Genomic DNA, 17,397 nt, shown 5'->3' with positions numbered 1-17,397 from the left:
GCCAGCCACCCGGAAAATCTTCTTTGGACCGGCAAAATTAAATATTTTGCATATTCATAGGGTTAGCTCGAAAAAAGGTGTTGACACCCTTCCGGAATTCCGTAGAATGCCGCCTCACAGCAGGCACGTAGCTCAGTTGGTTAGAGCACCACCTTGACATGGTGGGGGTCGTTGGTTCGAGTCCAATCGCGCCTACCAAACAAAATCCGCTCTGCTGGGCGGTCTGGAAGGGCTCACCGAAAGGTGGGCCCTTTTTTGTTGTTTTGGGTTTGGGCGCATCACGGTATCTTCCCGTCGCTGCGACCAATGTGCGGGAGCTTGATAGATAGTTTTCCGGGTGGGGAGAGGAACGCAGGCTAAACGAGGTCATCTTCATCATCTCGCAGGTGGCGATACCAACCATAAAACGCTATAGCAAGGGTGGCGAAGATGATGGCTGCGAGGGTGAAGGCTGAACTACGCATTTTACTCGGTGCCTTGGGCGTGAGTGTTTGTTTGAAATGCGTCCTTGCCGGTGAGCGAATGTAAGCCCCTGGAAAACAGCTGTCTTTAGGGCAATACCTTAGTGGGCTGCTTTTTCCCTTAGATGAGACGAGGGCCTCACACTGACGCTGACCGTAAAAGGTGTTTCACTCCGGCGCTATCATCAGCGCGAGCGTCATCTTGATGAATTCTTCATTCCTGTCGATCACTTCCAGGGCACTGCGCGCATTGTCGGCGACATCGGCCGATCCGCGCCGCTCGATCCAGTTCGACATTTCCGGGGTGGCGGCCTCCGTTACTGTGCCGTCGCTTGTGCGGCGATACTCATGATCCCCCCCCTATAGCCGGTGTTATCACCCGATATTCAATCGTGATATTCGTAGTGTCCACTACATAACGGCGCATGAAGCCAGGCTCCAATGTTTTACCGTTAACCCTGTCAGTGACGGCTTAATATTCTGGTGCCTGGACGTATAAATAAAACAGTGAGAAATAACCATGCCTTTAACTCCGGCAGAGTTTCTATGGGTGACTGCTCTTTAGAATGGTTGGTTGACTTGGTACTACCGCTAAAACCCGTTCCGTCGATATTGAAACGGTCCGGGTTTGCTATTGGTGAGTTACCTGTTGTATAGGCACTCGATATAAATGTTCTTGCGCTTGCGCTTGCGCTTGCGTTTGCGACTGCTTGCACTTGTCGCTCTTGTGGGTGACGGGCATGGCGATTGATTCAGGCAGGCGCCACTTTCCATGATCGTTGGTGCCATTAACGAAAGCGTCGATAGCAACGCCTGGTTTTTTTTCTCGTCTTTAACAATTTTCAGGCGCCAAATATTTGAACTTTTGAAGTTGATCGAAAAGCAATTGGCATTAGCACGATTTATTCATACGCGTCATTGCAAACTCAGCCATAAGTAAGAAAACGTCCAACTAGAGCAAGTGGCGAGGAGTACTGCAATCTGACAAAAGCCAAAATAATGACAACAAAAAACAGTCACATTCTCCCAATTAAGTCGGTGATATATCATGATCAAGATCATGGCCTACTTTTTAATTGGAGCTGTAACTGCAGGATGCAACGGCATCGTAAAGCCTGACTTTTCGGGTCCTGCCAATGATTCATACTTTTTAGTCCACTCGGGGTTTCCCGCACCGTATCTATACATGGCCTCGGCCGTGCAATGGAACGATGACTATGCGGTAACCACCCGCCACACTCCGTTCATTCCCAACGTGAAGTACAGCTGCAGCACAGGCTGCGATCTCGTCTTCATCCAGCACAAGGCCAGCGGCCGCTACCCACCATGGCGCGCACCGCGAGTGGGCGAGAGCATCACTGCCGTTGGGACGAGTCCTTACCTCATGACCACTACCGGGAAAGGCAAGGTGTATCAAACGCCTTTCGTCAATGCCGACGAACACAGCGGTGATCTCTATGCCATCCATGATGCCCCGCTGGTCAAGGGCATGTCGGGTGGGCCGGTCCTCACCAGTGACGGCTGTATTGTCGGCATCAATATCGGTTTCTACTCAACCACTCTGAACGATGTGAGCAATAACTCAGGCGTAAAGGGGGCTGAGAGGATCAGCATTTTTATTCCTTATTCGATCATTCAGCGCGAGTGGGGGATATTGCAGGCAAAACTCAACGATCCACACGGCGCGAGGTATGTCGCGAAGTAGCTTTTGGCTACCGATCAATTGGTCATTGAGCCTAACGAGCAAAATCCGCTCTACCGGGCGGTCTGGAAGGGCTCACCGAAAGTTGGGCCTTTTTTTGTTGGTGAGTGAGTCCCGTGTGGCTCCGAGACGCGTGTGAACCGGATAAACGCGGCGTACTTGAGTCCATCGCCAGCAAGCTGGCTCCTACAGTTTCCCGGGATTGCGTGAAGAACCTCAAAAAAGGTCAGAGCGCGAAACCCGTCGCATGGGCAAGATGTCCCTCCTGCACTCCCGCGATCAGGTGCAGTGGGATGTTTTGCTGTACTTCAATGGACGGTACCTCGATGCTTCCTACGATCTGGAGCTGCCGCTCGCTCGGTTCGGTCGATTCTGCTGCCTTTTCCCTGGCCATTCTTGCGTGGTTCATTGCGATTTCGTTGAGCGTTGACACGTTACATCTCCTGGTGACTGGCCAAGCGTATCGCTGGAGTCCTTAAGCATTGGTTGAATGGCTACTGCGTCAGAATCATGTCGTTCCGGCCGCTGCTATGCGCGATCTTAGCAATCCTCAAGCCACGGATATGAATGAATTCTTCGTTGTGTTTTCGTAGGCGACGAATGGCGGGCCGCCGTGGATGATAGTCCGGATTCTTTGCCATTCAGGCGTAAACTAGTAAGGCTGCCTCATCGAAAGGAGCCGCCTATGAACGTCGATCAAATCAGCAAGCAGGCATCTGTGGACAAGGCTGTTTGGGATCAATATTTCTGCACTGCATTAATTGCGGAAAGCAATTTGACTGCCCCGGTTGTGGGCGGTGCTACGCACGAAGACAGGCAGAACCTGTTGATCGAGAGGGCTATAACCCTCGCCGACAAAATGATGGAAAATCGAAAATAAACAGAGCCCAGCCATCGCGCTGGGCTCTTTGCACGCGCGGTTGTGTTCCGATGCGGGCGATGTGCGTGTTGCGGTTCAAACGATCAACTCTACCTTGCCGCTTGCCAGGCGATAAATGCCTCCCACTATCTTCAACTTGCCCTTGCTCTGCGCATCTGTCAGCAATGGCGAGGCCTGTTTCAGGCTGTTGACAGAGTTTTTGACGTTCTGCGCGGTGGCGTTTTCCATCAAGCTCCCGGGTTGCTTCAGCACTGTCTCGATTGCCGACTTGAGTGCGTCAGTCAGTTTCGGGATATGGCCCGGGAAAATCGTCCGATCCTTGACGGCCTTGATGCCTGCCTCGATGGCGCCACAGCTCTCATGACCGAGTACGAGAATCAGCGGTGCGCCCAGTACGGCAACCCCATATTCAAGACTGCCCAGGCCTTCCGGGGTCACGAAGTTGCCCGCGACACGGATGGAGAAAAGATCGCCTCGCGCGGTATCAAACGCGTATTCCGGAGCGATCCGCGAGTCAGAGCAGCTCAGTACTGCCACGAACGGATTTTGACCGGACACCAGGGCCTCTCGCTCAGCCTTGAAATCGTGTGTCGTGGATGTACCGCTTACATATCGTTCATTGCCCTCCATCAGTCTTTTCAACGCCATATCGGGACTGATTACGTTTTGAGGTTTTGGTGGGGCTGACGCTTTTTCGGCTGCCTGGATGAGCTTGCCGGGCAGTGTGCCGGTCAGCAGCAGGGCGCCTGCGCTCAACCCGGCAAATTGAAGAAATCGACGACGGCCTGTTGAGTTTGAAGCAGAGCTTGAATCACATGATTCACACATGATTTTGTTTACTCAGTTCAATGCGGTGAGAGTGAGTTGTCGTTGGGGCTGGTACTGTCACGGACACTCAATGCCAGCGCAGTGGAGTCTAGTTGGTCTGTCATATTGTGTTCCGGGCATTGTCCGCAGATGCCGTGCAAGCAGCCATTTCATGGGCTACTACTGACAGGCTCATACAACTTCGACCTGGCAGGAGTTTCTCGATGCTGACTCACTGGTTTCTAGCGGCGGTTCATCTTTTGGCATTTGCCTTGGGATTTTGGGCGGTGTTGGTTCGAGGTACCGCTTTTCGGCGTTTGGCCGATGGGGCCGCGCAAGTGCGCAGTGTTCTGATGGCGGACAATATCTGGGGTATTTCAGCTGTCGTTTTACTGATCAGCGGGGGGGTGCGAGCCTTTGGCGGGTACGAGAAAGGCACGGACTATTACCTGCACCAGCCGCTGTTTCATCTGAAGATGACGCTGTTCATCCTGATCTTGCTGCTGGAGATTGCGCCAATGGTGACGCTGATCAAATGGCGGATAGCGCTTGCCCGTAAAGTGGCGATCGATACAGGCCGTGCGAAGCTATTTGCGCGGATCAGTCATGTCGAGGCGCTGCTGGTGCTGCTGATGGTGGTGGCGGCGACGGGTATGGCGCGTGGCGTGATGTTTGGTTGATCACGCAGCTAACGCGTACTTCCGTAGGGCGAACCGGAAATGTCTGACAGCCAGAGCGTTGAGCTTGTCGCTAGTATCGGACCTTGGAGGCTTGTGTGGAACGCAGGCGGAAGCGATGCAATGCCGAATCTTTAGCCAGCCGTGATTCCGGACTGAACGGGCTGGCTACTGACTGCAACAGGATTCAGGGTTGTGGCTTTTCCGGGGCGGTCAGGCCTGCCTGAATGCGCTGATAAATTTCTTCTCGATGCACTGCAACGTCCTTCGGGGCGTTGATGCCGATCCTGACTTGCTGGCCGCTTACGCCCAGGATGGTGATCGTAATGTCATCACCAATGTTTATGCTTTCACCGACTTTGCGGGTGAGTATCAGCATGGTCTTCTCCTTGATTGCTTTGTGGGGCACCTGATTCGGACAGTGCAGAGGTCGGTGGTATGTATAGATTAGTGCGAAGTCTCGTGGTTTGGGTGCCTCTTTCTGACGTGCAGATGTGGCATTAATTCCCAAGGCGTAACTATACAGAGGCCGCAACCATCATTCTCGTTGTTTTGAGCCCATTTTACGGCACTCGTGAAGTATTCATGGATGTTAAAATCCCTGCTTTATGGATTTAGAGGGAAACGCCGTGCGCAAAATGGTTTTGGTAATCGCGATATTGGCGCTGGCGGGATGTGGCGAGGGCAGTAGTGTGGATGCGCCGAAGCCTGAACCGGCCATGGCTGCCGTACCCGCGGCGGTGTCCGGTCCGCAATGGGATCTTGAAGTGCGAGGTGAAACCCCTCAGGCAGTCAGCGATTTGAGTGGCTGGCTGATCGAGCACAGCTTCATGTCCAGCGTCGTCAAGGAAAATGGCAATACGCGAATCCTGATGGGGCCGTTCAATTCGAAAGCCGAGGCCGAAGCCAAACAGGATGAAGTCCGTGCCGCGCTCACTCGCGCGAAGAAACAGAACATCGAATTGCTGGTGCTTGAGCGTCCGGCCGCTCTGTAACGTTCTGTATTGCGGATGCTCAAGAAATAAAAAAGGTCTCGGGTGCTCAGCCCCGAGGCCTTTTCATTTTCGGGTATTGCCTGGATTCAGCCGCAGGCTTTCATGTCTACCGGGCCGACAAACTCGTTGCCGCGCCCCATGACGCACGCCACGCTCTGGTTGCGTTGCCGTTCCCAGGCCTGAACCGGATAGGTTTTGTCCCACGCTTCGTACAGTTGCCGATCCCGTTTCGACAGACGTAAACCATACTGCTTGCTCATGTAGAAGTACGTTCGGGCGATCATGCCGCGGATGGAAGGGCGGGGCATGACTTTCTTGGCCTTGAAGTCGACTTGGGTCAGGCACGAACCATATTGCCCCGACTGCACGGGCAGCCAGCCAAAACTGAAGTTGCTGCGATCGCCGTTGACCTCGCCAATGCTGGGCACCAGGTTGTGCAGATCGGACTCGGCCTTTTGGTAAACCGGATCGTAGCGGGTGCAGTTCTTGCGGCCGCCTTCTTGCCAGCACTGGCGTTGATGGCCGATCTGCCAGGCCGGAACGATATGCTCCCATTCGATGCGGGATGCGCGTTTGGCATTTTTACGTGGCACGTAACCGCAAGCGGCAAGGTTCACCCGGTTGCCGGTGTACTTGCAACCACAGTAAAACTCGGTGGATTGGGGCGCGTAGAGCTTCCACGCCACCTTTTTCGCTTCGGTGAAGGTGCGCGGTGCGTCGGCTTGCGCACCCACGACAAAAAACAGGAACAGCAAAGCAAGCCAGCGGACACTCATCGACTCAATCTTCCTTCGGCACAACCCAGAAAATCTGCACGCCGCCATCGTCGCGGTAGGCGAGGGTGACGTTGTCGTTCTCGTCGATTTCTTCCAGCAAGCGTTCCCACTCATCCACCGGCTCGTCAGGAAGGCGGAAGATCAGTGCTGCCCTGGCCTTTTGTGCGGTGGGAGAGTTGATGATTTTCTGAACGCGCAGGCCCATGCGTACATAGGTGTCAGGAGAGGCAGAGGTGGTGTCCATGGAATTATCCTTATTAAGCTGTACGTGCATACAGTATTTAACTGTAGGCCATTTCGCAACTGCTTAAAATTCAAGAAAATCCTCTGACAGCGGTTTGTTCCGTTTGGCGTAAGACGAAGGGAGTTTTTTTGTCAGATCCAGCGGCAGCCACTCGCCAAGGCTGGCGAATGGCGCACGGGGTGCCCGACCGGATCGGTCGGGCGAGGGCGAATCAGTATTCCCAGAACATCCGTTGCAGCTCTTTGCTGTCATTGGTTTTGGTCAGCGCGACCATTGCCAGGATCCGGGCCTTTTGCGGGTTCAGATCGTGAGCCACGACCCAGTCGTATTTATCGTCAGGCTGTTCGGCGTTGCGCAATACGAAGCCGCCGGCGTTGACGTGGGAGGAACGAATGATCTGCACGCCATCCTTGCGCAAGGCTTGCAGGGATGGAACTACCCGCGACGATACCGAGCCGTTGCCGGTGCCAGCGTGGATGATGGCTTTGGCGCCGGATTGAGCCAGGGCCTTGTAAGCAGTGTCGCTGACGTTGCCGTAGGAATAGGCGATCTCGACGTCAGGCAGGCTCTTGATGGTCTTGATGTCGAATTCGGAATCCATGGTGTGGCGCTTGGCCGGCAGGCGGAACCAGTAGGATTTGCCCTCTACCACCATGCCCAGCGGACCCCAGGGGCTTTTAAACGCTTCGGTCTTGATGTTGATCATCTTGCTGACGTCGCGACCCGACTGGATTTCATCGTTCATGGTCACCAGCACGCCTTTGCCCCGCGCGTCTTTGCTGCTGGCCACGGCCACCGCGTTGTACAGGTTCAGCATGCCATCGGCGGACATCGCGGTGCCCGGGCGCATCGAGCCCACGACAATGATTGGCTTCTCGGTTTTTTCCACCAGGTTCAGGAAGTACGCGGTTTCTTCCAGGGTGTCGGTGCCGTGAGTGATCACGATGCCATCGACGTCTTTGCTGTCGGCCAGTTCAGCCACACGGCGACCCAGCTGCAGCAGGTTTTCGTTGGTAATGCTTTCAGAGGCGATCTGCATGACCTGTTCGCCGCGAACGTTAGCCAGTTGGCTCAGCTCGGGAACGCCAGCGATCAACTGTTCAATGCCGACTTTCGCCGCTTGATAGGTTGCGCTGTTGGCGGAGCTGGCCCCTGCGCCGGCAATGGTGCCGCCGGTGGCCAGGATCACCACGTTGGCCAGTTTCTGTTGGGTTTCGGCTTCTTTGGCCTGAAGGGCGGTGGGCAGAAGCAGCAGGAGGGCCAAGGCGCCCGGAACAAAGTTCTTGAGTGCAGATGTCATTATTTTTCTCTTCTGGTTGTGAGGCGGTGCAGATGCAAGTTCATCTAGCCCCAGGCGAATCTGAACGCTGGGGGTGCGAGGGGAAGAGCAGGATCTGTACCAGTAATACCCGGAATCGAAAAAACAGCTTAAGTTAATGATTTGTAACGATATTGTTGTTTGTGTTCGGACCGGTTTCGGGGGCGGGGCGTCCGGAATGCCGAACATGTTTAACTTTCGCGTTCGGCTCTCCGAAACGGATCGCGGTCTTGTTTAAGATTTCAACGGGTCAAATCATCCGTCACGACTAAAGAAACGCCCGTGTCGGTCGATGCTCCTTCAAGGGATCTTTTTCTTCAGGAGTTCACATGTCGTTATCTATTGGCTTCCCGAATGCCGCGGGCATCACCATCGGGGGGAAGTCTGCTGCGACCATTCGCGCTTTGGGCGATGCGACTGAGGATGCGGCTGCCAAAGCGCTGGGTGTAAAGGACGGCGACGGCACCCAGGTTAAAACCGGTCCGGTAGGTCTGGGGGAGAGTGCCGGCACACAGGCCGAGTCGCAAACCAGCGATAGCGATAACACCAGCGTTGCGGTGAAGATCCTGCTCAAGCGTTTGCAGGAGCTTCAGCAGCAATTGCGCGAGCAACAGCAGCAACTGGCGCAGGCCCAGGCGGCGTCCTATCCGACTCCGCAAGCCAAGACCACGGCAGTAGCGGCCATTCAGGGGCAGGTTGCCGACACCAACGGCGCCATCCTGCAAGTGAGTGCGAGTCTGATCAAAGAGCTGGCCAAGGGTTCTGGCACGGGATCGCTAGTCAACACCACGGCGTGAACTGGATGCCGTTTTTCGCTGAACATCTCTGAAAGCACTTTTCGGGTCGTTGACAAATACCGGCAGGGTTCGCATAGTTTGCTTCACGCAAACGTTTGCGCGACTCCAGTGATGGCTTTCCATCGAGGTGGGTCGTGAAGCTTACGTCGGCGCAAGCGTTGCTCACAATAATCATAAGATCGGAGTGAACCCATGAAGCTGCCATTCGCTGGACGTCTTCTCGCTGTCGCTATGCTGGCCGCCGCATCCGCAGCATTGCCTGTCTCCTCGGCTTTTGCTGAAGCCGCTGAAAAACCGAAAGTCGCACTGGTCATGAAATCCCTGGCCAATGAGTTCTTCCTGACAATGGAAGACGGCGCCAAGGCTTACCAGAAAGATCACTCCGGCGAATTCGAGCTCATCTCCAACGGCATCAAGGATGAAACCGACACCGCTGGCCAGACGCGCATCGTCGAGCAGATGATCCTGGCCAAGGTCAATGCACTGGTGATTGCACCGGCAGACTCCAAAGCCATGGTCCCGGTGATCAAGAAAGCCATCGATGCCGGTATCACCGTGATCAACATCGACAACCAGCTGGACCCCGCCGTCGTCAAAAGCAAAAACATCAATGTTCCGTTCGTAGGCCCGGACAACCGCAAGGGCGCACGGCTGGTGGGCGATTACCTGGCCAAACAGCTGAAGGCCGGTGACGAAGTCGGCATCATCGAAGGTGTGTCCACCACCACCAATGCCCAGCAGCGGACCGCAGGTTTCAAGGATGCGATGGAGGCGGCGCAAATCAAGGTCGTGTCCGTGCAATCCGGTGACTGGGAGATCGACAAGGGCAACAAGGTCGCCGCGTCGATTCTCAGCGAATACCCGCAAACCAAGGCCCTGTTGGCCGGCAACGACAGCATGGCGGTCGGTGCGGTGTCTGCTGTGCGCGCCGCGGGCAAGGCCGGCAAGGTGCAAGTGGTCGGCTACGACAACATCAATGCCATCCAGCCAATGCTCAAGGATGGTCGCGTGCTGGCCACGGCGGACCAGTTTGCGGCTAAACAGGCGGTGTTCGGCATCGAGACTGCATTGAAGATTCTCAAGGGCGAGAAGGTCGACGACGGTGCCAATGGCGTGATCGAAACGCCGGTAGAACTGGTCACCAAATAGCCTTCTGGCGACGCAGCGGCGCTCGTCCAACCGGACGAGCGCATGGAGAGTTTTTATGTCAGTTTCCGTCCCGAACGCTGTCCTCTCGGTCAGCGGTATCGGCAAGACCTACGCTCAACCGGTGCTGACCGGCATCGACCTGACGCTCATGCGCGGTGAAGTGCTGGCGTTGACCGGCGAGAACGGCGCAGGCAAAAGCACGCTTTCGAAGATTATTGGCGGGCTGGTCACGCCGACCACCGGCCAGATGCAGTTTCAGGGGCAGGACTATCGTCCGGGTAGCCGGGCTCAGGCTGAAGCGCTGGGTATCCGCATGGTCATGCAGGAACTCAATCTGCTGCCGACCTTGTCGGTGGCGGAAAACCTGTTTCTCGACAACCTGCCCAGCAAAGGTGGCTGGATCAGCCGCAAGCAGTTGCGCAAGGCTGCAATCGAAGCCATGGCGCATGTCGGGCTCGACGCCATTGACCCGGACACCCTGGTCGGCGAACTGGGCATTGGGCACCAGCAAATGGTGGAGATTGCCCGCAACCTGATTGGTGATTGTCATGTGCTGATTCTCGACGAGCCGACGGCGATGCTCACTGCGCGCGAAGTCGAAATGCTGTTCGAGCAGATCACCCGTCTGCAGGCTCGCGGCGTATCGATCATCTACATCTCCCACCGCCTCGAAGAGCTGGCGCGGGTCGCGCAGCGCATTGCCGTACTGCGCGACGGCAACCTGGTTTGCGTCGAGCCTATGGCCAACTACAACAGCGAGCAACTGGTCACCCTGATGGTCGGGCGCGAGCTCGGCGAACACATCGATATGGGGGCGCGCAAGATCGGCGCTCCGGTGTTGACGGTCAACGGCCTGAACCGTGCCGACAAGGTTCGCGACGTGTCGTTCCAGGTCCGTGCCGGAGAGATTTTCGGGATTTCCGGTTTGATCGGCGCGGGGCGTACCGAGTTGCTGCGCCTGATCTTCGGTGCCGATATCGCCGACAGCGGCGCGATTGCCCTGGGGTCGCCGGCACAGGTCGTCAGTATCCGTTCGCCAGTGGATGCGGTCGGGCATGGCATTGCGTTGATCACCGAAGATCGCAAGGGCGAAGGCCTTTTGCTGACCCAATCGATCGGCGCCAACGTCGCCTTGGGCAACATGCCCGGCATCTCCAGCGCGGGCTTGGTCGACAACGATCGCGCAAACGCCTTGGCCCAGCGTCAGATCGATGCCATGCGCATTCGCAGCTCCGGTCCGGCTCAGTTGGTGTCCGAGCTTTCCGGCGGCAATCAGCAGAAAGTCGTCATCGGCCGTTGGCTGGAGCGCGACTGCTCGGTGTTGCTGTTCGACGAGCCGACCCGCGGCATCGACGTCGGCGCCAAGTTCGATATCTACAACCTGCTCGGTGAATTGACCCGCCAGGGCAAGGCACTGGTGGTGGTTTCCAGCGACTTGCGCGAGCTGATGCTGATCTGCGACCGGATCGGCGTGCTGTCGGCGGGGCGCCTGATCGATACGTTCGATCGCGACAGCTGGACCCAGGATGAGTTGCTCGCCGCTGCTTTTGCCGGCTACCAAAAACGTGATGCGCAGCTCTTTGAAGCCGCGCCTAGGGATCTTCCATGAAAACCGCTTCTTTCGCCGGCACACGCAGTGGCAACTTCTACGGCCTGGGCACTTACCTGGGGCTGGCGGGTGCCTTGTTGGCGATGATCGTGCTGTTCTCGGTGTTGAGCAGTCATTTCCTGTCCTACGATACTTTCAGCACTCTGGCCAACCAGATTCCGGACCTGATGGTGCTGGCGGTCGGCATGACCTTTGTGTTGATCATCGGTGGCATCGACCTGTCGGTGGGCTCGGTGCTGGCGCTGGCGGCCTCGACTGTGAGCGTGGCGATGCTTGGCTGGGGCTGGGGCGTTCTGCCGGCGGCGCTGCTGGGCATGGCCGTCGCGGCGCTCGCCGGTACCATCACCGGCTCGATCACGGTGGCCTGGCGGATTCCGTCGTTCATCGTGTCCCTGGGCGTGCTGGAAATGGCTCGCGGGGTGGCGTACCAGATGACCGGCTCGCGTACGGCCTACATCGGCGATGCGTTCGCCTGGTTGTCCAACCCGATCGCTTTCGGCATTTCACCGTCGTTCATCATCGCGCTGCTGATCATTTTCATCGCCCAGGCCGTGTTGACCCGCACGGTGTTCGGTCGCTACCTGATCGGTATCGGCACCAACGAAGAGGCGGTGCGGTTGGCGGGGATCAATCCCAAGCCCTACAAAATCCTGGTTTTCAGCCTGATGGGGTTGCTGGCCGGTATTGCCGCGTTGTTCCAGATTTCCCGCCTGGAAGCCGCCGACCCGAATGCCGGCTCCGGTCTTGAGTTGCAAGTGATCGCGGCTGTCGTGATCGGCGGCACCAGCCTGATGGGCGGGCGCGGCTCGGTGATCAGCACGTTTTTTGGTGTGCTGATCATTTCCGTGCTGGCCGCGGGGCTGGCGCAGATCGGCGCAACCGAGCCAACCAAACGCATCATTACCGGCGCGGTGATCGTGGTGGCGGTGGTGCTGGACACCTATCGCAGTCAACGCGCAAGCCGGCGGACCTGAGTCATGGCGACGATCAAAGATGTGGCAGCCCTTGCCGGCATTTCCTACACCACGGTTTCCCATGTGGTGAACAAGACCCGCCCGGTCAGTGAAGAAGTCCGGATCAAGGTCGAGGCGGCCATCCAGACCCTCGACTATGTTCCCAGTGCGGTAGCCCGTTCGCTCAAGGCCAAGACCACGGCGACCATCGGCCTGTTGGTGCCCAACAGCCTCAACCCGTATTTCGCCGAACTGGCCCGGGGCATCGAGGATTACTGCGAGCGAAACGGTTACTGCGTCATCCTGTGCAACTCCGACGACAATCCGGACAAGCAGCGCAGCTATCTGCGTGTACTGCTGGAAAAACGTATCGACGGCCTGATTGTCGCCTCGGCCGGCGGCGACAGTCGCCTGGTGCAAGGTCTTAAAGGCGTCCGTACGCCCATGGTGATCGTCGACCGCGGACTGGACGGTATCGATGCGGACCTGGTGCGCATCGACCATGAATACGGCGCGTATCTGGCGACCCGGCATCTGCTGGAACTGGGGCACCGGGATATCGCCACGATCAGCGGGCCGGAAAACACCAGCGTGGCGCAGATGCGTCTGGCGGGTTATCGCCGGGCCTTGAAGGAGGCGGGCGTCGAAGTCTCTCCCGAGCGCATGCTGGAAAGCGATTTCACCAGCACCGGCGGTTACAGTGCCGCCGCAATTTTGCTGGAAAACAACCCGCCTACCGCCATTTTTGCGGCCAACGACATGATCGGCATCGGCGTGCTCCGGGCCGCCGCCGAGCGCAATATTCGCGTACCGAGCGAGTTGTCGGTGATCGGCTTCGACGATATCCAGATGAGTCGGTATGTCTATCCGTCGTTGACCACGGTGGGGCAATCGATCGTGCAACTCGGCGAAATGGCCGCCGAAGTGCTTTTACGGCGAATTGCCACGCCGGGCCTGGCGACCGATCAGCGGATCGTGACGCCGAGTATCGTCATACGTGAATCGACGGCGCCGCTGGCCGGCGTGTTTGCCCAGTGCCGTTGAAAACAGAGAGCCGTTGAAAACAGAAAGCCGCTGAACCCACAGCGTCGCCGAAACAGAATCGATGAGTAGCAATGTATGCCAGCAAAAGTAGTGGTAATAGGTAGTTTGAACATGGACCTGGTGACCCGGGCACCACGCTTGCCCAAGGGCGGTGAAACACTGATTGGTCAGTCGTTCTGCACCGTCTCCGGCGGCAAGGGCGCGAATCAGGCCGTGGCTGCGGCGCGGCTGGGAGCCCAGGTGTCGATGATCGGGTGCGTGGGCAGTGACGCTTATGGTGAGGCGCTGCGTGGGGCGCTGTTGGCCGAGCAGATCGATTGCCAGGCGGTGAGCACCGTTGACGGTTCCAGCGGCGTGGCGTTGATTGTGGTCGACGACAGCAGTCAGAACACCATCGTGATCGTCCCCGGCGCCAACGGTGCATTGACCACAGAAGCCATTGACCGTTTTGAATCGGTGATACACGCGGCGGACGTGCTCATCTGTCAGCTGGAAGTGCCCGATGCTTCTGTTGGTCATGCGCTCAAGCGCGGTCGCGAGCTGGGCAAGACCGTCATCCTCAATCCGGCACCGGCCAGTCGTCCGCTGCCATCGGACTGGTACGCGTCCATCGATTACCTGATTCCCAACGAGAGCGAGGCGTCGGCCCTGAGCGGTCTGTCGGTGGACTCCCTGGACACCGCGCAAGCCGCGGCGACCCGCCTGATAGCCCTGGGCGCCGGCAAGGTGATCATCACCCTCGGTGCGCAAGGTTCGCTGTTTGCCGATGGCCAACGCTTCGAACATTTCCCTGCGCCCGTGGTAAAGGCTGTCGATACCACGGCGGCCGGCGATACGTTCGTCGGCGGTTTCGCTGCGGCGCTGGCCGCGGGTCAAGATGAGGTGTCGGCGATTCGCTTCGGGCAGGTGGCTGCGGCGTTGTCGGTCACCCGTGCCGGCGCGCAACCTTCGATTCCCGCCTTGAGCGATGTGCAGGCGTTTAAAATCCCATGAAAAAGACACCCCTTCTCAACATTGCGCTGTCACGGCTGATAGCCTCATTGGGGCATGGCGACAGGGTCGTCATCGGGGATGCGGGGCTGCCGGTTCCACCGGGCGTTGAATTGATCGACCTGGCCTTGACCCACGGCATTCCGGATTTTGTCAGCACCTTGAAGGTCGTGCTCAGTGAGATGCAGGTCGAAAGCCATGTGCTGGCTCAGGAAATCTTCGATAAAAAGCCGTCGGCCCTGGTTGCGCTGAATGAGTTGGACGGCGAAGGCGCACTGGGTCGGCGTGAGGTGCTCGCCCATGAACAATTCAAGGTTCTGAGCCGGCAGGCCAGGGCGATTGTTCGGACAGGCGAGTGTCAGCCGTACTGCAACATTGTGCTGGTCGCCGGCGTTACGTTTTGACTGGCTGTCCGCGTGTTTGATGTCCCCGGCACAAGGAGTGTGTCCCGTATCGCTATGCTCAGAAACTGAACCCACTGCTCTGGAGCTTGCTGCTTTTGACCTTGAAGACCGCCACGAACGCCCTCGAGGCAGCAAAGATCGACCTGATCATCGACACCGATCCAGGGGCTGACGATGTCGTTGCCCTGTTGTTCGCCCTGGCATCGCCGGACGAGCTGAATGTTCGGGCATTGACCACCGTTGCAGGCAACGTTCGCCTGGACAAGACCTCACGCAATGCGCGACTGGCCCGGGAATGGGCGGGGCGTGAGGAGGTGCCGGTTTATGCCGGTGCACTCAGGCCGCTGATGCGCACGCCGATCTATGCCGAGGATGTTCATGGTAAGGAAGGTCTGTCGGGCGTCGCCGTGCATGAGCCGAAGAAGGGCCTGGAAAAGGGCAGTGCGGTGACTTACCTGATCGATGCGCTGAAATCGGCCGAGCCCCACAGCATTACCATCGCCATGCTAGGCCCACAGACCAACCTGGCCCTGGCGCTGATCCAGGAGCCGGGTATCGTTCAGGGCATCAAGGAAGTGGTGGTCATGGGCGGTGCGCACTTCAACGGCGGCAACATCACACCGGTGGCCGAGTTCAACCTGTTCGCCGACCCGCAAGCGGCCGAAGTGGTACTCAACAGCGGCGTAAAGCTGACCTACCTGCCGCTGGATGTGACCCACAAGATCCTTACCAGCGAAGCGCGCCTCAAACAGATTGCCGCGCTGAACAACAACGCCAGCCGGCTGGTGAGCGACATTCTCAATGAGTACGTCAAAGGCGACATGGAACACTACGGCATTCCGGGCGGCCCGGTGCATGACGCCACGGTTGTCGCTTACCTGCTCAAGCCGCAGTTGTTCAGCGGTCGTTCGGTCAACGTGGTGGTCGACAGCCGCGAAGGGCCGACCTTTGGACAAACCATCGTTGATTGGTATGACGGTCTGAAGGCGCCAAAGAACGCCTTCTGGGTAGAAAGCGGCGATGCCCAGGGCTTCTTCGATCTGCTGACCGAGCGCCTGGCCCGCCTGAAGTAAGCATCATCTCCCGCAGGTGGTTTCACTCCCTCGCGCTAACCGCTAACCGCTAACCGCTTAGCTCTTTTGGTCCGACAAGTGTTTCTCGAAAATCTGCTCGATGAACGATTGGGCGGCTTCGGTTCCAAGGTCCCTGACCAGAAGGTCGATACCGATAATGGCGAGCTCTTCCGTGCTGCCTGGGCTGTAGGAGCTGTGGCCGTCTTGCCACTTGGCCTTGATGTCAGCGTCGATGCTTACGGTGGTCATGATGGCGCTCGTGGGGTCGGGGAAGTCTGAGTGCCGAGTTAACCATTTTACGGGGCTTTTGACACGTCGACTTAGGCAGCAAAGGAGGGCTGTGCGACACTTGGTCTCTGACGAATATTCAAGGAATGCGCTGTGCAGATCGATTTGAACTCCCCGGATGGCCTGACCCTGGAGGCGGTGCGTCGATTGCTGGCCAGCGCCAGTGACGATGAGCACACTCAGTTGCGGGTCACCAAAGGGGGCATTGCCTACATCTCCTCAGGTGTCGTGGGCGGTACCGATATCGACGGGTTGTTGTTCCGGCTCGAAACCTGGGCCAAGGGCTCCGGTTATGTCGGGCGGGTCGCGGCCAGCGATGAAGTCTGGGTCATGCAAATCTTCAATGCCTTGAAAGAGAACTGGCCCAATCCGCCTTACGACTACATCGACGTCTATTGAGCGTCGTTCATATTCAGTCACGATTCAGTGATTAAGGGGAGCGCGGCGCTCAGGCAGAATCGCGGCTCGTCCGGATCATGGGCAGGGTGCTAGTGCTCCCTGTGAAACCAAACGCCAGTCTGGTTGTCGCACGATCTCAGCTTAATCATTGAATAAGGAGGCTTCATGCCTTGGAAGCTCGCGTCATTGGGTACTTTGTTGGCCGTTGCCACGCTGGCCGGTTGCAGCACTACCTCTACGGAGTCGGCAACAACGGATGTTGCGACGACTGACACGGGTCACAGCCGCTGTGAAGCAAAGGCTGCCGAGTTCACCATCGGCAAACAGGCATCGCCGCAATTGCTTGAGCAAGCGCGCACCCGCGCAGGAGCGCAAAACGCGCGGTTCCTGTTGCCAACCGACATGGTGACGCTGGAGTACCGTTCAGACCGCCTGAACCTGAACACCGATGCCAATAAAGTGGTCACTCGCGTCAACTGCGGCTGATCGCTCGGCTTTTGTTTCATCCATAAAAAACCCCGTCACATGGACGGGGTTTTTTTAGTGCGCCTGGAAATTACTCTGGGCGAACTTGAGCAGCTTGCATACCCTTTTGGCCTTTCTCAGCCACGAAGGAAACAGTTTGGCCTTCTTTCAGGCTTTTGAAACCGTCGCTTTCGATAGCTTTGAAGTGTACGAACAGGTCGTCACCGCCACCTTGAGGAGTGATGAAGCCGAAGCCTTTTTCATCGTTGAACCATTTAACGGTGCCGGTTTGGCGATTAGACATGGTGTATCTCCAAGAAACATATATTTTCAGTAGTACTGTGCTGCTCAGGCCAACTGGGCACA

The 17,397-nt window shown here is 57.3% G+C and carries 23 protein-coding genes and 1 tRNA gene; 15 read left to right on the top strand and 9 right to left on the bottom strand.

Translation table 11 applies throughout. From position 1 onward, the window contains the following. Window positions 1-121: 121 nt before the first annotated feature. Window positions 122-198, top strand: a tRNA-Val gene (locus C8K63_RS16975). 431 nt (window positions 199-629) lie between these two features. On the opposite strand, the gene C8K63_RS30900 is transcribed toward C8K63_RS16975, so the two are convergent. Continuing rightward, on the bottom strand, window positions 630-758 hold the full coding sequence (locus C8K63_RS30900) for a hypothetical protein (protein WP_256594965.1): 129 nt from the start codon (window positions 756-758) through the stop codon (window positions 630-632). A 751-nt stretch (window positions 759-1,509) separates the two neighbouring features. Between C8K63_RS30900 and C8K63_RS16970 the strand changes: the two genes are divergently transcribed. Further along, the gene (locus C8K63_RS16970; protein ID WP_108217770.1) at window positions 1,510-2,166 is read left to right on the top strand and encodes a trypsin-like peptidase domain-containing protein; all 657 of its coding nucleotides are present in this window, start codon (window positions 1,510-1,512) and stop codon (window positions 2,164-2,166) included. A gap of 223 nt (window positions 2,167-2,389) precedes the next feature. On the opposite strand, the gene C8K63_RS16965 is transcribed toward C8K63_RS16970, so the two are convergent. Beyond that, on the bottom strand, window positions 2,390-2,596 hold the full coding sequence (locus C8K63_RS16965) for a hypothetical protein (protein ID WP_108217769.1): 207 nt from the start codon (window positions 2,594-2,596) through the stop codon (window positions 2,390-2,392). 252 nt (window positions 2,597-2,848) lie between these two features. Here C8K63_RS16965 and C8K63_RS16960 point away from each other — a divergent pair, with 252 nt between their 5' ends. Next, on the top strand, window positions 2,849-3,043 hold the full coding sequence (locus C8K63_RS16960) for a hypothetical protein (RefSeq protein ID WP_108217768.1): 195 nt from the start codon (window positions 2,849-2,851) through the stop codon (window positions 3,041-3,043). 75 nt (window positions 3,044-3,118) lie between these two features. Here the strand turns inward: C8K63_RS16960 and C8K63_RS16955 are convergent, their stop codons facing one another. Continuing rightward, window positions 3,119-3,871 carry a carbonic anhydrase gene (locus tag C8K63_RS16955; protein WP_108217767.1) on the bottom strand — a complete coding sequence of 251 codons (753 nt, stop codon included), beginning with the start codon at window positions 3,869-3,871 and terminating at the stop codon, window positions 3,119-3,121. Window positions 3,872-4,074: 203 nt separating this feature from the next. On the opposite strand from C8K63_RS16955, the gene C8K63_RS16950 reads away from it, so the two are divergent. Next, window positions 4,075-4,530, top strand: a complete 456-nt coding sequence (locus C8K63_RS16950; protein ID WP_108217766.1) for a DUF2214 family protein — start codon at window positions 4,075-4,077, stop codon at window positions 4,528-4,530. Between the two features lie 184 nt (window positions 4,531-4,714). Here C8K63_RS16950 and csrA read toward each other — a convergent pair whose 3' ends face one another. After that, window positions 4,715-4,906 (bottom strand): carbon storage regulator CsrA, encoded by a 192-nt coding sequence (csrA, locus tag C8K63_RS16945; RefSeq protein ID WP_053161267.1) that lies wholly within the window; start codon window positions 4,904-4,906, stop codon window positions 4,715-4,717. A 250-nt stretch (window positions 4,907-5,156) separates the two neighbouring features. Between csrA and C8K63_RS16940 the strand changes: the two genes are divergently transcribed. Further along, window positions 5,157-5,522 carry a penicillin-binding protein activator LpoB gene (locus C8K63_RS16940; RefSeq protein WP_108217765.1) on the top strand — a complete coding sequence of 122 codons (366 nt, stop codon included), beginning with the start codon at window positions 5,157-5,159 and terminating at the stop codon, window positions 5,520-5,522. An 86-nt stretch (window positions 5,523-5,608) separates the two neighbouring features. On the opposite strand, the gene C8K63_RS16935 is transcribed toward C8K63_RS16940, so the two are convergent. The 3 genes from C8K63_RS16935 to C8K63_RS16925 form a co-directional block, all read right to left on the bottom strand. Then, on the bottom strand, window positions 5,609-6,298 hold the full coding sequence (locus tag C8K63_RS16935) for an endonuclease (RefSeq protein ID WP_108217764.1): 690 nt from the start codon (window positions 6,296-6,298) through the stop codon (window positions 5,609-5,611). A gap of 4 nt (window positions 6,299-6,302) precedes the next feature. Then, window positions 6,303-6,542, bottom strand: a complete 240-nt coding sequence (locus C8K63_RS16930; protein WP_007975694.1) for a DUF1654 domain-containing protein — start codon at window positions 6,540-6,542, stop codon at window positions 6,303-6,305. A 211-nt stretch (window positions 6,543-6,753) separates the two neighbouring features. Next, window positions 6,754-7,842, bottom strand: a complete 1,089-nt coding sequence (locus C8K63_RS16925; protein WP_108217763.1) for an asparaginase — start codon at window positions 7,840-7,842, stop codon at window positions 6,754-6,756. A 347-nt stretch (window positions 7,843-8,189) separates the two neighbouring features. On the opposite strand from C8K63_RS16925, the gene C8K63_RS16920 reads away from it, so the two are divergent. The 8 genes from C8K63_RS16920 to C8K63_RS16885 all read left to right on the top strand — a co-directional run bounded on the left by C8K63_RS16920 (window position 8,190) and on the right by C8K63_RS16885 (window position 15,879). Further along, window positions 8,190-8,657 (top strand): hypothetical protein, encoded by a 468-nt coding sequence (locus tag C8K63_RS16920; protein ID WP_108217762.1) that lies wholly within the window; start codon window positions 8,190-8,192, stop codon window positions 8,655-8,657. Window positions 8,658-8,849: 192 nt separating this feature from the next. Beyond that, window positions 8,850-9,806, top strand: coding sequence for a sugar ABC transporter substrate-binding protein (locus C8K63_RS16915; RefSeq protein ID WP_108217761.1), 957 nt, complete (start codon window positions 8,850-8,852; stop codon window positions 9,804-9,806). 55 nt (window positions 9,807-9,861) lie between these two features. Beyond that, on the top strand, window positions 9,862-11,415 hold the full coding sequence (locus C8K63_RS16910; protein WP_108217760.1) for a sugar ABC transporter ATP-binding protein: 1,554 nt from the start codon (window positions 9,862-9,864) through the stop codon (window positions 11,413-11,415). After that, entirely contained in the window at window positions 11,412-12,389 is a 978-nt protein-coding gene (locus C8K63_RS16905; RefSeq protein ID WP_108217759.1) for an ABC transporter permease, read from the top strand. The genes C8K63_RS16910 and C8K63_RS16905 overlap by 4 nt, the downstream gene beginning before the upstream one ends. A gap of 3 nt (window positions 12,390-12,392) precedes the next feature. Beyond that, a complete protein-coding gene (locus tag C8K63_RS16900; RefSeq protein WP_108217758.1) occupies window positions 12,393-13,412 on the top strand; it encodes a LacI family DNA-binding transcriptional regulator in 1,020 nt (339 codons plus the stop codon). 75 nt (window positions 13,413-13,487) lie between these two features. Next, window positions 13,488-14,405, top strand: coding sequence for a ribokinase (gene rbsK, locus C8K63_RS16895; RefSeq protein ID WP_108217757.1), 918 nt, complete (start codon window positions 13,488-13,490; stop codon window positions 14,403-14,405). After that, window positions 14,402-14,806, top strand: coding sequence for a D-ribose pyranase (rbsD, locus tag C8K63_RS16890; protein WP_108217756.1), 405 nt, complete (start codon window positions 14,402-14,404; stop codon window positions 14,804-14,806). The genes rbsK and rbsD overlap by 4 nt, the downstream gene beginning before the upstream one ends. A gap of 65 nt (window positions 14,807-14,871) precedes the next feature. Beyond that, window positions 14,872-15,879, top strand: coding sequence for a nucleoside hydrolase (locus C8K63_RS16885; RefSeq protein WP_108217755.1), 1,008 nt, complete (start codon window positions 14,872-14,874; stop codon window positions 15,877-15,879). A 57-nt stretch (window positions 15,880-15,936) separates the two neighbouring features. Here C8K63_RS16885 and C8K63_RS16880 read toward each other — a convergent pair whose 3' ends face one another. After that, a complete protein-coding gene (locus C8K63_RS16880; protein WP_108217754.1) occupies window positions 15,937-16,128 on the bottom strand; it encodes a hypothetical protein in 192 nt (63 codons plus the stop codon). 132 nt (window positions 16,129-16,260) lie between these two features. Between C8K63_RS16880 and C8K63_RS16875 the strand changes: the two genes are divergently transcribed. After that, complete coding sequence (locus C8K63_RS16875) at window positions 16,261-16,566, top strand: hypothetical protein (RefSeq protein WP_108217753.1); 306 nt, start codon at window positions 16,261-16,263, stop codon at window positions 16,564-16,566. 165 nt (window positions 16,567-16,731) lie between these two features. Continuing rightward, the gene (locus C8K63_RS16870; protein WP_108217752.1) at window positions 16,732-17,052 is read left to right on the top strand and encodes an I78 family peptidase inhibitor; all 321 of its coding nucleotides are present in this window, start codon (window positions 16,732-16,734) and stop codon (window positions 17,050-17,052) included. Window positions 17,053-17,122: 70 nt separating this feature from the next. Here C8K63_RS16870 and C8K63_RS16865 read toward each other — a convergent pair whose 3' ends face one another. Further along, window positions 17,123-17,335 carry a cold-shock protein gene (locus C8K63_RS16865; RefSeq protein ID WP_003179963.1) on the bottom strand — a complete coding sequence of 71 codons (213 nt, stop codon included), beginning with the start codon at window positions 17,333-17,335 and terminating at the stop codon, window positions 17,123-17,125. Between the last annotated feature and the right edge of the window lie 62 nt (window positions 17,336-17,397).

It is taken from the genome of Pseudomonas sp. GV085, from assembly GCF_003050925.1.
GTDB lineage: Bacteria > Pseudomonadota > Gammaproteobacteria > Pseudomonadales > Pseudomonadaceae > Aquipseudomonas.
Note: the sequence above shows the minus strand (reverse complement) of the source record. Positions and strands in the feature narration are given on the sequence as shown.